The organism is Phenylobacterium sp. (assembly GCF_044358365.1).
Taxonomy (GTDB): Bacteria; Pseudomonadota; Alphaproteobacteria; order Caulobacterales; family Caulobacteraceae; genus Phenylobacterium.
The window spans coordinates 1-12603 of record NZ_JBIKNZ010000086.1; the positions used below are offsets into that span (position 1 = coordinate 1).

Here is a 12603-nt window from a genome sequence, read left to right on the forward strand (position 1 = left end):
CCGAGCGAACCGTCGGTGCCCTCTGGGACGCCATCGGACGCTTCATCGACCTCTTCACTCCGACCGAGTGCGCCAACTACTTCAAGAGCTGCGGATACGATGCAGACTGAATGGAATCCGCTCTAGGCCGCCTCGAACTGCAGCGCCGCCAGCCGCGCGTAGAGCCCGTCCTTCGCCACCAGATCGGTGTGGGTTCCCTGCTCCACCACACGGCCCGCGTCCATCACCACGATCCGGTCAGCCTTGAGCACCGTGGCCAGGCGGTGGGCGATCACCAGCGTGGTGTGGCCCTTCATGGCTGAATCCAGCGCGCGCTGCACCAGCTGCTCGTTCTCGGCGTCGAGCGCGCTGGTCGCCTCATCCAGCAACAGGATCGGCGCCTCGCGCACCAGGGCCCGCGCGATCGCCAGTCGCTGACGCTGGCCGCCGGAGAGTGTGCGGGCGCGTTCGCCGATGGGGGTGTCGAGGCCCTGCGGCAGGGCGGCCAGGAAGGCCTCGGCCTGGGCGGCGCGGACCACGGCGCGGACCTCGTCTTCCGTCGCCGCCTCGCGCCCGTAGCGGACATTGTCCAGCGCCGAGCCGGAGAACAGCGGGCTCTCCTGGGCCACCAGCGCCAGCCGCGCGCGCACCTCGGCAGGCTCGGCCTCACGCAGATCGACGCCGTCCATCAGCACCCGTCCGGCCTGCGGATCATAGAACCGCAGCAACAGCCGGAAGACCGTGCTCTTGCCCGCGCCCGAGGGGCCCACCAGCGCCACCCGCTCGCCGGGCCTGACGATCAGGTCGAAGTCCTTCAACGCCGGCAGATCGGGTCGGCCGGGATAGGCGAAGGTAACGCCTTCAAAGACTACCTCGCCACGCGCCGGAACCGGCAGCGGCGTGGGATGGGCCGGCGGCGCGATCCCGGGCCGGGCATCCAGCAACTCGCCCACCCGCTCCATGGCCCCGGCGGCCTTCTGCACCTCGCCCCAGGTTTCGCCCAACGCCCCTACGGAAGCAGCCGCCATCACCGACAGGAATGCAAACTGGAACAGCGCGCCCCAGGTGATCTCGCCGCGCAGGCCCGCGTGGACGCCCAGCCAGAACACGCCCACAACCCCGCCGAACACCAGGACAATCACCGCCGCTGTCATCAGGGCGCGGGTGGAAATCCGCCGCAGCTGGGCCTGGAAGGCCTGCTCGACCGCCGAGCCGAACCGTGTGGCGGCGGCCCCCTCCCGGCCAAACGCCTGCACGGTTTCCAGCGCATCCAGGCTCTCGCCGGCCGCCCCCACCGCGTCGGCGAACCGGTCCTGGGCCGAGGCCGTCAGCTTGCGCACCTGCCGGCCGAACAGGAACACCGGCGCGATCACGAACGGGAAGGTCAGCAGGACCAGGCCGGTCAGTTTGGCGCTGACGAACACCAGCAGGATCAGGGCGCCCACCAGCGTCAGGAAGTTGCGCGCGGCCACCGATACCGAGGTGGCGACCAGGCTTTCCACGATCGCGATGTCCGTGGTCAGGCGCGACAGCACCTCACCGGTGCGGGTCTTCAGGAAATAGGACGGATCCAGCGTCAGAATATGCGCATAGGTCGCCTTGCGCAGATCGGCCACGATCCGCTCGCCGACCTTGGTGACAAAGAAGAACCGACCCGCGGTCGAGATCGCCAGGCCCACGGCCACCGCCCCGAGGATCAGAAACTTCTGGTCTACCGTCGACGGATCCAGGCCCTTGTCGGTCAGGTGATCCACCAGCAGCCGGATCGCGCCGGATATGCCCAGGGTGGCGCAGGTGGAGAGGATCAGGAAGAACCCGGCCAGGCTGGCGTCGCCCCAGTGCGCCCGGGCGAACGGCGCCAGTCTGCGCAGCGCGCCAATGTTACGGCTGCGGCCCCGTTTGGCGGCGGCCTCGGACAGGTTCTGGGCCAGCGCCTGGCCCGCGCTCGGTCGCCCCGGGGCGGAAATGTCGGCTCCGGCCTCACTCATCGGTGTCGTACCTTGCATTCACCCACACGTTTCTCTATACGCGCGGCTTCCTTCGGGCGGCCCTATCCGGCGCCCGTTCCAAATTTGGCCGCACCTTTACGTCAGGCGCCCGTTCGATGAAACAAGACACGCACCCCGATTACCACTTCATCACCGTGGTGATGACCGACGGGACCAGCTACCAGACGCGCTCCACCTACGGGAAGCCGGGCGACACGCTGAACCTGGATATCGATCCCAAGACCCACCCGGCCTGGACCGGCGGCGGCCACCAGCTGCTCGACCGCGCCGGCCGCGTCTCGCGCTTCAACGCCAAGTTCGGCGCCTTCACGCGCAAATAGGCCGCGGGGCCTCCGGGCCTGCCGTGAAATCCAGACGCCGCGAGGGGCAACCTTCGCGGCGTTTCTGACTTTGGCGGCGTCGATTGGCGCTGCGTCCGGCGCCTAACTCCCGAATGCGGTCTTCAGGCGGCTCATCTGGCCCAGCACGGCGTTGGTGCCCTCGTCGGCCGGGTTCTCGACATACATGCGGCGGTCAAGATGGCGCACCCGCTCGTACAGGCGCTCCGCCCGGTCGGCCAGGCGGGTGAGGTTGGTGGGTAGTTCGGTGCGTGGGGCCAGTACCTCGGCGCTGACCGCTGGGTCAGCGTTCAGGCGATAATGGTCCTCGCAGGCCGCCGCCGGGGCCATGTCGCCCTCACGCACGGCGCGCTGCACCAGCAGCCAGGAGGCCACCTGCATCAACCGGGTGGTGAGACGCATGCTTTCGGCGGCATAGGCCAGCGCCGCATTGCGCGACAACAGCTTGGATTCCTGACGCCCGCCACCGTCCAGATAGGCGGCGGTCTCCTCGACCAGCGCCATACCTTCCTGGAATGTCCGCTCGAAAAGCTCCGAACGGGCGAAATCCTGGATGACGTCATCGCGCCAATCGGGGCTCTCGGTATCCTGCATGCTCTGAACTCTACACGATTATCGTTGCCACACGCTGAACGAATGGCGCGAAGGCCCGCCCCTGCAACGGCCATGCCACGGGGTCATCAGCCTTTGGGCAGGGAAAACAGTGCGTCGGCGGCGGCGCGGCCGGATTTCTTCTTGTCAATCTGGGCCCGGACCCGGGCCATCTCGGCCTCCAGCACCTCCAGCCGCTCTTCCAGCTCGGCTACGCCATAGAGCTCCAGATCCTCGCGCACGGCTTCCACCAAGCGCTGGCCCCGGCCAATCCGCACCTCTGCAGGCTCTTCCATGGGTGAACCCTCCTTTGCGGTCCCGGTATAGGGGGCTATCTGAGCGCGACAGACCCGCAAGCGCAAGTTTCAGGAAACGCCCATGAGCCCGCTCGAAGCCGAGACCATGACCGCCATCGCCATTGAAGGCGGCAAGGGACCCGCCTCTGCCCTGAGGCCGGAACGGTTGCCGATCCCGCAGCCGAAGCCGGGCGAGGTCCTGATCCGCGTGCGCGCAGCGGGCGTCAACCGTCCCGACATCATCCAGCGCATGGGCATGTACCCGCCACCGCCCGGAGCGCCGGCGACCATGGGCCTGGAAGTCGCCGGTGAAGTCGCCATCGGCGCAGGTCGCTGGAAGTCCGGAGACCGGGTCTGCGCCCTGCTGGGCGGCGGGGGCTATGCGGAGTATGCGGTCTGCGACGCCCGCCACGCCCTGCCGATCCCGGAAGGGTTCAGCTTTGCAGAGGCTGCGGGGCTGCCCGAGACAGTTTTCACGGTCTATGCGAATGTGTTCGAGCACGGATCACTGAAGGCTGGCGAGACCCTGTTGCTGCACGGCGCCACATCGGGCATCGGGGCCACCGCGATCCAGATGGCCAAGGCCGCAGGCGCGCGCGTGATCGCGACGGCCCGCAGCGCCGGCAAGGCCCGGGCCGCCCTGGCCCTGGGCGCCGATGTGGCCGTCGACGCCACCTCGGAAGATTTCGCCGAAGTCGCCAAGGCCGACGGTGGGGTCGATGTGGTGCTGGACATGGTCGGCGGCGCCTATTTCCCCAAGAACCTCGACGCCATCCGCACCGGCGGGCGGATCGTCTACATCGCCAGCCAGGCCGGCGGCGAGGTCAACCTGCCCATCTTCCGGATCATGATGAAGCGGGCCGTGATCACCGGCTCCACCCTGCGCCCGCGCGACGCGGACGAAAAAGCGCGGTTGGCGGCTGAGGTCGAACGCGTGGTCTGGCCCTGGATCTCGGCCGGCAAGATCAAGCCCACCATCGACAAGACCTTCCCCCTGGAGGAGGCCGCCGCCGCCCACGCCCACCTGGAAGCGGGCGGCCACGTGGGCAAGGTGATCCTGCTGGCCGGCTGACGTTCAGCGCCAATGTGTCAGCGCCGAAAGATCATCGGCGTTGACGCCCGCTCTGACACGCACCAACCTTTGATCAAGGTCCGTGCCAAAGGGGGAAATGCGCCCGGTCCAGCAACACCGCCATCAGGGCGGGGGGAGGATCGGATTGACTGCAGCGACCCGCGAGCCGCCGCCTTTGCGCATGGGAACCAAGCTGCTTTACGCAGTGGGATCGGCCGCCACCAATCTGAAGGCGCGGGCGCTGACCACCTTCCTGGTGATTTTCTACAATCAGGTGATCGGCCTGCCGCCCAAGCTGGTGGGCCTGATCCTGATGGTCGCCCTGGTCTTCGATGCCGTGATCGATCCATTTGTCGGCCAGGTTTCCGATAATCTGAGGTCGCGCTGGGGTCGACGACACCCCTTCATGATGGCAGCCGCCCTGCCCTACGCCCTGGCCTTCTTCCTGCTCTGGAACCCGCCGCTGGGCTGGAGCGACAACGCCATCGCGATCTATCTGGCGGTCTGCCTGTTCTCGGTGCGCTTCTTCGACACCTTCTTCGAGACGCCGCATCAGGCGCTGGCCCCCGAGCTGGCCCGTAACTACGACGAGCGCACCAATCTCCTGTCACTGCGCCAGTTCTTTGCGGTGGCCGGCGGGCTGGGGATGACGATTCTGGCCTATCAGGTGTTCCTGAAGGAGCATCCGGACGGCTCCGGCGGCGTGCTGGCCCGCGACGGCTATCTTGCCTACTCGATCGCGGGAGCCCTGATCATCCTTGCCACGGTGTTGGCCTCGACGATCGGCACGGCCAGCCGCATCCCCTACCTCTACGTGGCGCCACAGCGGAAGATCACGCTGGGAGCCATGCTTCGCGAGGTGCTCCAGACGCTGAACAACCGCGCCTTCATCGCCGCGGCTGTCTCGGCGATCTTCATTTCCATCGTGATCGGCGCGCGCAACGGGCTCGAGATCTATTTCGGGCTCTACTTCTGGGAGCTGAAACAGTCCCAACTGGCTACCCTGGCCACCATCAGCATCGTGGGTGGTTTCCTGGGCGTGGGTCTGGCGCCCATCGTCGGCAAGGCGCTGGGCAAGAAGCACGGCGCCATCGTGGTGTTCGCCGCCGCCGTGGCCGTCCACATCACGCCGGTGTCCCTGCGTCTGCTGGGTCTGGCGCCGGAAAACGGCACGCCGGAACTTCTCTGGCTGATCTACGGGGAGGAGATCATCAACGCGACCCTGGCCTCGGCCACAGCCGTGCTTCTGGCCGCCATTGTCGCCGACGTGGTCGAGGATGCCGAGGTCAAGACCGGCCGCCGGTCAGAGGGGCTGCTGATGTCCGCCAACGCCCTGTTCCGCAAGATGATCTCGGGCACAGGCATATTCGTCGCCACCGCCGTCCTGGCCTTCGTCCAGTTCCCGGAAGACGCCAAGCGGGGTGGGGTGCCCGAGGGGGTCCTGACCGGCCTCGGCATGGCCTACATCCCGCTGATCGTCGGCCTCTACGGCATCTCCATCGGCCTGCTGTTCTTCTACGATATCGACCGCAAACGCCACGAGGCCAATCTGGCGCATCTGAAGGGCGTGGAGGACGAGAAGCGGCTCAGTGTTTGAAAATCCCCATCATCAGGGGGCGCACGAACACCGCCGCCGCCGCTTTCGGCCTCACGTCGGGAACCAGGTAGCCCAGCTCCGCGCAGGCGTTCAGGGTAGCGTTCAGCATCTGGGCGGCGATGAACGGATCCACCGGTCGGATTGAGCCCTCGGCGATCCCGTCCGAGATCATCGAGGCGAAGCGGTCAGAGACCCTGTCGGACTGCTCGACCATGGCGCCGCGCATCTGTTCCGGCAGGGCGGTCAGCGCGTGGGTGCGCAGCAAGGGCCCGTGAGCGGAGAGCTGGAACTCGGCGAGGGCCGCCGCGCAGGCCGACAATTTGTCCCATTGCGAGCCCGGCTGTTCCATGGCCAGCCGCTGGGCGCTGCGCATAACCTCGAAGGTGCGCTCGAAACAAGCCACCACCAGGTCATCCTTGGCGTCGTTGTGGTGATAAAAACTGCCCTTGGTGACGTTCAGCTCGGCGGAAATCTTGTCCACCGAGGCGCCGCGGTAGCCGCGCAGGTTGATCAGGCGCGTGGCCGCCAGCAGAAAGGTCTCGCGGCCCGGTTCCGGGCTGATGCGCGCGGCGCGGGCCTCCAGCGCGATGGCGGCCGGCGACCAGGCTGCGCCCTCCGGCGCCAGGCCGTTCAGGAAGATATCGACAATGCGGTCGCGAATTCGCGGATAGTCCTCGACGTCAAACCGGCTGAGCCATGCGCCACCCCAGAACACCTGTTCCAGCAACATCCGGGCCCGGGCTGTCCGCCGGCCTCTGGACATCCAGCAGAGGTCCGGATGGTCAAAGATCTGGCGGGCCTTGCGAAACAGGCGCCCATAGGCCTGGGCCACTTCCTCCCGGCGGGGCGAACTCAAGGCCCGCAGTTCCGAGATGATCGGCAACGGCGGGGCGTCCCCGGCCTGAGTGGCCTTCAGCACATCCAGATAGCGAGTGAAAAAGCTGTGGAGCCGCTCGGCCGGCGTTGGCGCGGTGACCGCAGCCTCGGCAATGCCCAGCAGGGTCTCGATACCGCGGAAGATGCAGGCCGCGGCCAGATCATCCTTCCGGCGGAAATAGTACGTGACGCTGGTGGTGGAAAGATCGACCGCGGCGGCGGTGTCGCCCAGCGTCAGGCCTTTAATGCCTTTGCGGTTCAGGATCCGCGTGGCCGCGTCAAGGATGGCCTCGCGCTTGCGTTCGAACCGATCCGTGGCCTTCGCCACGGCGCCACCCTGAGCCATCTGACGCTTGTTTCCCTTGCGCAATCTCCCTTTGCCTTGGAACGAAGGGGTGGCCAAGCGTTAACATTTCAATGACGCAACGTTAAGTGTCAGAAAATCCAAATGGAGCGCCGGTCCCGCGGACATCGTCAGAGAGGATCTGACGACCGATCGGCGGCGCCGAGCGGGCCGTACATTCCGTGCGGTGGCACAGGCGACAGGTCACACCGATGGGCGTCGCCGCCTCTGCGCCAAGGCCCGGCCGGTCGCGGGTATAGATCAGTCGCCCTGCGTGCTCGGCAGCACATCCCAGCGCGATGGCGCGTTCGACCCGGGGCGCGCCAAACCCGCCCCCGCCGGCGGTCACGGTGCGCGCGATGGAGAAGAACCGTTGGCCGTCGGGCAACTCCAGCCACTGGGTGACGATCTGGCGCGGCGTCGTGAAGGCCTGGTGCACCGACCAGAGCGGACAACCCCCGCCGTGCCGCGCGAACGGAAACCCCGCCCCGTCCAGCCGCTTCGACACATTACCCGCCGGATCCACCCGGATGAAGAAGAACGGCACACGCTCCTGACCCGGCTTCTGCAGGGTGGTGAGGCGGTGCGCGGTCTGTTCAAAGCTGGCGCCGAACTGTCGGGCCAGGGCTTCAACGTCGTAGTGTCGCGCCTCAACCGCGCGGGCGAAGGTGGAATAGGGCATCAGGATCGCGGCGGCCGCATAGCTGGCAAGCGCGCGTCGGGTCAGCCGCTCACCGCTCTCCGAGGCGAAACTGCCGCCTTCCAGTTCCGCGTCGATCTCGGCCCGCAGCTCGAGATAGGCCAGTTGCAGGGCCAGTTGGAACGACTGGCTGGCGGCGTCGAGGCCGTCGTCTAGCAGGATCTCCTTGCGGTGGCGATCCAGCCTGCGCACCGACCCCACCATCACGCTCGAGGGCAGGCGGCGCGCGCGCAGACCATGGCGGGCCTTCAGGTACCCGGTCAGGCTGTCGTGACCGCTGACAGCCTGGGCCAGCCGCTCTGCAGCGTCGTCGAGACCGGGAAAGCTGTTGCGTCGCGCCGCCAGGAACCGCCGGGACTCGGCAACGGGATCGGTGGGGTCTGCCTGATCGCCGGCCTCAAACCGCTCCGCGCCCCGATCGGCCAGCGCCAGCTGTTCCTCCTGATAGGTCGTGTAGAGCCGGAGGAGAGCTTCGGTCACACCCGGGAAATTGCTCGCCATGTCAGATATTTCCAGGGTAGGCAGGTCGATGTCGGCGAACATCGGATCCTTCAGCACCGCCTGAAGCCGCGCCGTCTCGTTGGCGGCGCCGGCGCCGGCCAGGGTCGACATGTCCAGCTTGTAGGTCTGCGCCAGCCGTAGCAGCATCTCGGCGCTCAACGGCCGGTGGTTGCGCTCCAGTAGCGCCACATAGGAGGCCGAGACCTCCAGGTCCGCGGCCATATCGGCCTGGGTCAACCCCAGGTCCCGACGCAGGCGACGCAGGTTGGGCCCTACATACAGGCGGCGCTCGGTCGGCATGGTCATGATCCGGATCGCAGGTTGTAGGATCATTACAACATTACAGCGAAAATCTGTAAAGTTTGACGGCTAGACCTGATGCCACCTTCCTTTATGGCCGGGTCGCGCTGTACGGCACGCTTCATGCTCCGGGGCATCCAAATCCCCGGCTCAATGCGGAAGAGGCACATGGCGTATCAAGACCACATCATCGAGATGAGCGGGCTCATCAAGAGCAAGAACGGCACCTGGGACGGCATCAACGCCGAGTCCGTGGCCCGGATGCGGCTGCAGAACCGGTTCAAGACCGGCCTCGAGATCGCCAAGTACACCGCCGGCATCATGCGCGCCGACATGGCCGCCTATGACGCCGACCCGGCCAACTACACCCAGAGCCTCGGCTGCTGGCACGGCTTTGTCGCCCAGCAGAAGATGATCTCGATCAAGAAGCATTTCGGCACGACCAAGCAGCGCTACATCTACCTGTCCGGCTGGATGGTCGCCGCGCTCCGCTCCGACTTCGGCCCGCTGCCCGACCAGTCCATGCACGAGAAGACCTCGGTGCCGGCGCTGATCGAAGAGATCTACACCTTCCTCAAACAGGCCGACGCCCGTGAGCTCGGCATGATGTTCCGCGACCTGGACGCCGCTCGTGAGGCCGGCGACAAGGCGAAGGAACAGAAGCTAGTCGACGCGATCGACAACTACGAGAGCCACGTCGTTCCGATCATCGCCGACATCGACGCCGGCTTCGGTAACGCGGAAGCCACCTACCTGCTGGCCAAGAAGATGATCGAGGCGGGCGCCTGCGCCCTGCAGATCGAGAACCAGGTCTCGGACGAAAAGCAGTGCGGTCACCAGGACGGCAAGGTCACCGTGCCGCATGAGGACTTCCTCGCCAAGGTCCGCGCCTGCCGCTACGCCTTCCTCGAAATGGGCGTCGACAACGGCGTCATCGTCACTCGCACCGACAGCTTGGGCGCCGGCCTGACCAAGCAGATCGCCGTCAGCCATGAGCCGGGCGACATCGGCGACCAGTACAACAGCTTCCTCGACTGTGAGGAGATCGCCCCCGCCGACATGAAGAACGGCGACGTGGTGATCAATCGTGGCGGCAAACTGCTGCGGCCCAAGCGCCTGCCGTCGAACCTGTTCCAGTTCCGCGAAGGCACCGGCGAGGACCGCTGCGTCCTCGACAGCATCACCTCGCTGCAGAACGGCGCGGACCTTCTCTGGATCGAAACCGAAAAGCCCCACATCGCCCAGATCGCGGGCATGGTCGACCGCATCCGTGAAGTCATCCCCAACGCCAAGCTGGCCTACAACAACAGCCCGTCCTTCAACTGGACGCTGAACTTCCGTCAGCAGGTGTTCGACGCCTACAAGACGGCCGGCAAGGACGTTTCGGCCTATGATCGCGAAAGGCTGATGAGCGTCGACTACGACACCACGGCGCTGGCGATCGAAGCCGACGAGCGGATCCGCACCTTCCAGGCCGACAGCGCCAAGCGGGCGGGGATCTTCCACCACCTGATCACGCTGCCGACCTATCACACCGCAGCACTATCGACCGACAACCTGGCCAAGGAATACTTCGGCAGCCAGGGCATGCTGGGCTACGTCCTGGGCGTTCAGCGCCAGGAAATCCGCCAGGGCATCGCCTGCGTGAAGCACCAGAACATGTCCGGCTCGGACATCGGCGACGATCACAAGGAATACTTCGCTGGCGAAGCCGCCCTCAAGGCGGGCGGCGTCCACAACACGATGGGCCAGTTCGCGTAAGACTTCGCGAATTCGTCTGAAACTCGAATGGCCTGGGGTTTCCGCCTCAGGCCATTCTGCTATCCGGTGCACCCATGGACATCAGCAACACCCTCTCCGCCGACGACCTTCTACACGCCTTCGTGGAGCAGGATCTACTTCCGGGAACCGGCGTGGCGCCCGAAGCCTTCTGGGCCGCGCTAGACGCGATCCTGACTGACTTCACGCCGAAGAACGCCGCCTTGCTGGCGCGGCGCGATGATCTGCAGGCGCAGATCGACACCTGGTGGCGTGAGCGGCGCGGCCAGACGGTGTCCATCGCCGAACAGACCGCGTTCCTGACCGGGATCGGCTATCTCCTGCCCGAACCGTCGCCGTTTCAGATCGGCACGGCGAACGTCGACCCTGAGATCGCCCGCACGGCCGGCCCGCAGCTGGTGGTGCCGGTTTCCAACGGCCGCTTTGCGCTCAACGCCGCCAACGCCCGCTGGGGCAGTCTCTATGATGCGCTCTATGGCACCGACGCCCTTGAGCCTCCCGCGGGCGGCAAGGGCTATGATCCGGTCCGCGGGGCCAAGGTGATCGCTTTTGCGCGGGGGCTGCTGGACCGGGTCGCACCGCTGTCGAGCGGGTCGCATGCGGATGCAATCCAGTACCAGGTGAACAACAGCGCCCTTTCGGTGCGTCTCACCGGCGATCGCGAAGCCACCCTGGCCTCGCCCGCGCAGTTTGTCGGCTGGCGGGGTGCGGCGGACGCGCCGGAGGGCGTTCTGTTGGCGCACAACAGCCTGCACCTCGAGATCCAGATCGACCGCACCCACAACATCGGTAAGGATGACGCTGCGGGCGTTTCGGACGTGCTGGTGGAAGCCGCGTTGACCGCCATCCAGGACTGCGAGGACTCGGTCGCCGCCGTCGACGCCGAAGACAAGGTGGGCGTCTACCGCAACTGGCTGGGCCTGATGCGTGGCGACCTGTCGGCCAGCTTCGTCAAGGGCGGGCAAACGGAAACCCGTCGCCTTGACCCCGATCGCGTCTATCAGACGGCCAGCGGCGCTGACCTGACGCTGAAGGGTCGCAGCCTGATGCTGGTGCGTAATGTGGGCCACCACATGCTGACCGACATGATCACCCTGAACGGCAGGGCAGTCTATGAGACCGCAATCGACGCCCTGATCACCGTCACCGCCGCCCTCCACGATCTGAAGGGCGCGCGCCTCAACAGCCCGGCGGGTTCCATCTATGTCGTGAAGCCCAAGATGCATGGGCCCGACGAGGTGGCCCTGGCCACGGGTCTGTTCGATCAGGTCGAGGACGCACTTGGCCTGGCACGCAACACCGTCAAGATCGGCATCATGGACGAGGAGCGCCGCACCAGCGCCAACCTTAAGGCCTGTATCTACGCGGCCCGAAACCGCATCGTCTTTATCAACACCGGCTTCCTCGATCGCACAGGCGATGAGATCCACACCGCGATGGAGGCCGGCCCGGTAGTCCGCAAGGACGCCATCAAGGCCGAGGCCTGGCTGCCGGCGTACGAGAAACGCAATGTCGAGATCGGCCTGGCAACCGGGTTCCCCGGCCATGCCCAGATCGGCAAGGGCATGTGGGCCATGCCCGACATGATGAAGGACATGCTGGCGACCAAGGTCGGTCACCCGAAGGCGGGCGCGAACACTGCCTGGGTGCCGTCGCCGACAGCGGCTGTGCTGCATGCACTGCACTATCACGAGGTCGATGTCCCGGCCCTGCAGACCACCATGGCGGCGGCAGGCGAACCGACGGGCCTGACCGAACTGCTGACCCCGCCGCTGGCGAAGTCCAACTGGAGCCCGACGGACGTCCAGCAGGAACTGGACAACAACGCCCAGGGCATCCTGGGCTATGTGGTCCGCTGGATCGACCAGGGAGTTGGCTGTTCCAAGGTGCCGGACATCCACGACGTGGGCCTCATGGAAGACCGCGCCACCCTTCGGATCTCCAGCCAGCATATCGCCAACTGGCTCCACCACGGCGTCTGCTCCGAGGGCCAGGTGCGCGAGACCATGAGCCGGATGGCGGCCGTGGTCGACGGCCAGAACGCCGCCGATCCGCTCTATCAGGCCATGGCTGGCAATCCGGATAGCGTGGCGTTCCAGGCCGCGCTTGAACTGGTGTTCGAGGGCCGCGAACAGCCCAACGGCTATACCGAGCACATCCTGACGCGGCGGCGACGCCAGCGGAAAGCCCAGCTCGGCGGCGTCTGAGCTTCAGTTCAGCTG

Annotated in this window: 10 protein-coding genes; 5 read left to right on the forward strand and 5 right to left on the reverse strand. The window is 66.4% G+C overall.

Annotated elements, in window-relative coordinates; translation table 11 throughout:
* Positions 1 to 122 precede the first annotated feature (122 nt).
* Positions 123 to 1967, reverse strand: coding sequence for an ABC transporter transmembrane domain-containing protein (locus tag ACIQ3B_RS16450; protein ID WP_397404482.1), 1845 nt, complete (start codon positions 1965 to 1967; stop codon positions 123 to 125).
* 116 nt (positions 1968 to 2083) lie between these two features.
* Here ACIQ3B_RS16450 and rpmE point away from each other — a divergent pair, with 116 nt between their 5' ends.
* Positions 2084 to 2308: a 50S ribosomal protein L31 gene (gene rpmE, locus ACIQ3B_RS16455; RefSeq protein WP_397404484.1), complete on the forward strand. Its 225-nt coding sequence runs from the start codon at positions 2084 to 2086 to the stop codon at positions 2306 to 2308.
* A 102-nt stretch (positions 2309 to 2410) separates the two neighbouring features.
* Here the strand turns inward: rpmE and ACIQ3B_RS16460 are convergent, their stop codons facing one another.
* Both ACIQ3B_RS16460 and ACIQ3B_RS16465 read right to left on the reverse strand, forming a co-directional pair.
* Positions 2411 to 2920 (reverse strand): DUF1465 family protein, encoded by a 510-nt coding sequence (locus ACIQ3B_RS16460; protein WP_397404486.1) that lies wholly within the window; start codon positions 2918 to 2920, stop codon positions 2411 to 2413.
* An 86-nt stretch (positions 2921 to 3006) separates the two neighbouring features.
* Positions 3007 to 3213, reverse strand: a complete 207-nt coding sequence (locus tag ACIQ3B_RS16465) for a DUF1192 family protein (protein ID WP_397404488.1) — start codon at positions 3211 to 3213, stop codon at positions 3007 to 3009.
* Between the two features lie 82 nt (positions 3214 to 3295).
* On the opposite strand from ACIQ3B_RS16465, the gene ACIQ3B_RS16470 reads away from it, so the two are divergent.
* On the forward strand, positions 3296 to 4285 hold the full coding sequence (locus tag ACIQ3B_RS16470; protein ID WP_397404490.1) for an NAD(P)H-quinone oxidoreductase: 990 nt from the start codon (positions 3296 to 3298) through the stop codon (positions 4283 to 4285).
* A gap of 145 nt (positions 4286 to 4430) precedes the next feature.
* Positions 4431 to 5882 carry an MFS transporter gene (locus ACIQ3B_RS16475; RefSeq protein WP_397404492.1) on the forward strand — a complete coding sequence of 484 codons (1452 nt, stop codon included), beginning with the start codon at positions 4431 to 4433 and terminating at the stop codon, positions 5880 to 5882.
* Here ACIQ3B_RS16475 and ACIQ3B_RS16480 read toward each other — a convergent pair.
* Both ACIQ3B_RS16480 and ACIQ3B_RS16485 read right to left on the reverse strand, forming a co-directional pair.
* Positions 5872 to 7104, reverse strand: a complete 1233-nt coding sequence (locus ACIQ3B_RS16480; RefSeq protein WP_397404494.1) for a TetR/AcrR family transcriptional regulator — start codon at positions 7102 to 7104, stop codon at positions 5872 to 5874. The two genes, ACIQ3B_RS16475 and ACIQ3B_RS16480, sit on opposite strands and share 11 nt — an antisense overlap.
* Positions 7105 to 7186: 82 nt before the next feature.
* Positions 7187 to 8635: a short-chain fatty acyl-CoA regulator family protein gene (locus ACIQ3B_RS16485; RefSeq protein ID WP_397404495.1), complete on the reverse strand. Its 1449-nt coding sequence runs from the start codon at positions 8633 to 8635 to the stop codon at positions 7187 to 7189.
* A 135-nt stretch (positions 8636 to 8770) separates the two neighbouring features.
* Between ACIQ3B_RS16485 and ACIQ3B_RS16490 the strand changes: the two genes are divergently transcribed.
* Both ACIQ3B_RS16490 and ACIQ3B_RS16495 read left to right on the forward strand, forming a co-directional pair.
* Entirely contained in the window at positions 8771 to 10363 is a 1593-nt protein-coding gene (locus tag ACIQ3B_RS16490; RefSeq protein ID WP_397404497.1) for an isocitrate lyase, read from the forward strand.
* A 74-nt stretch (positions 10364 to 10437) separates the two neighbouring features.
* Positions 10438 to 12588 (forward strand): malate synthase G, encoded by a 2151-nt coding sequence (locus ACIQ3B_RS16495; protein WP_397404499.1) that lies wholly within the window; start codon positions 10438 to 10440, stop codon positions 12586 to 12588.
* The last annotated feature ends 15 nt before the right edge of the window (positions 12589 to 12603 follow it).

Excerpts from the sequence above, each read along its gene's own strand:
- ACIQ3B_RS16480 (WP_397404494.1), bottom strand. The coding sequence starts at position 7,104 with ATGGCTCAGGGTGGCGCCGTGGCGAAGGCCACGGATCGGTTCGAACGC.
- ACIQ3B_RS16490 (WP_397404497.1), top strand. The coding sequence starts at position 8,771 with ATGGCGTATCAAGACCACATCATCGAGATGAGCGGGCTCATCAAGAGC.
- ACIQ3B_RS16495 (WP_397404499.1), top strand. The coding sequence starts at position 10,438 with ATGGACATCAGCAACACCCTCTCCGCCGACGACCTTCTACACGCCTTC.
- rpmE (WP_397404484.1), top strand. The coding sequence starts at position 2,084 with ATGAAACAAGACACGCACCCCGATTACCACTTCATCACCGTGGTGATG.
- ACIQ3B_RS16450 (WP_397404482.1), bottom strand. The coding sequence starts at position 1,967 with ATGAGTGAGGCCGGAGCCGACATTTCCGCCCCGGGGCGACCGAGCGCG.
- ACIQ3B_RS16460 (WP_397404486.1), bottom strand. The coding sequence starts at position 2,920 with ATGCAGGATACCGAGAGCCCCGATTGGCGCGATGACGTCATCCAGGAT.
- ACIQ3B_RS16465 (WP_397404488.1), bottom strand. The coding sequence starts at position 3,213 with ATGGAAGAGCCTGCAGAGGTGCGGATTGGCCGGGGCCAGCGCTTGGTG.
- ACIQ3B_RS16485 (WP_397404495.1), bottom strand. The coding sequence starts at position 8,635 with ATGATCCTACAACCTGCGATCCGGATCATGACCATGCCGACCGAGCGC.
- ACIQ3B_RS16470 (WP_397404490.1), top strand. The coding sequence starts at position 3,296 with ATGAGCCCGCTCGAAGCCGAGACCATGACCGCCATCGCCATTGAAGGC.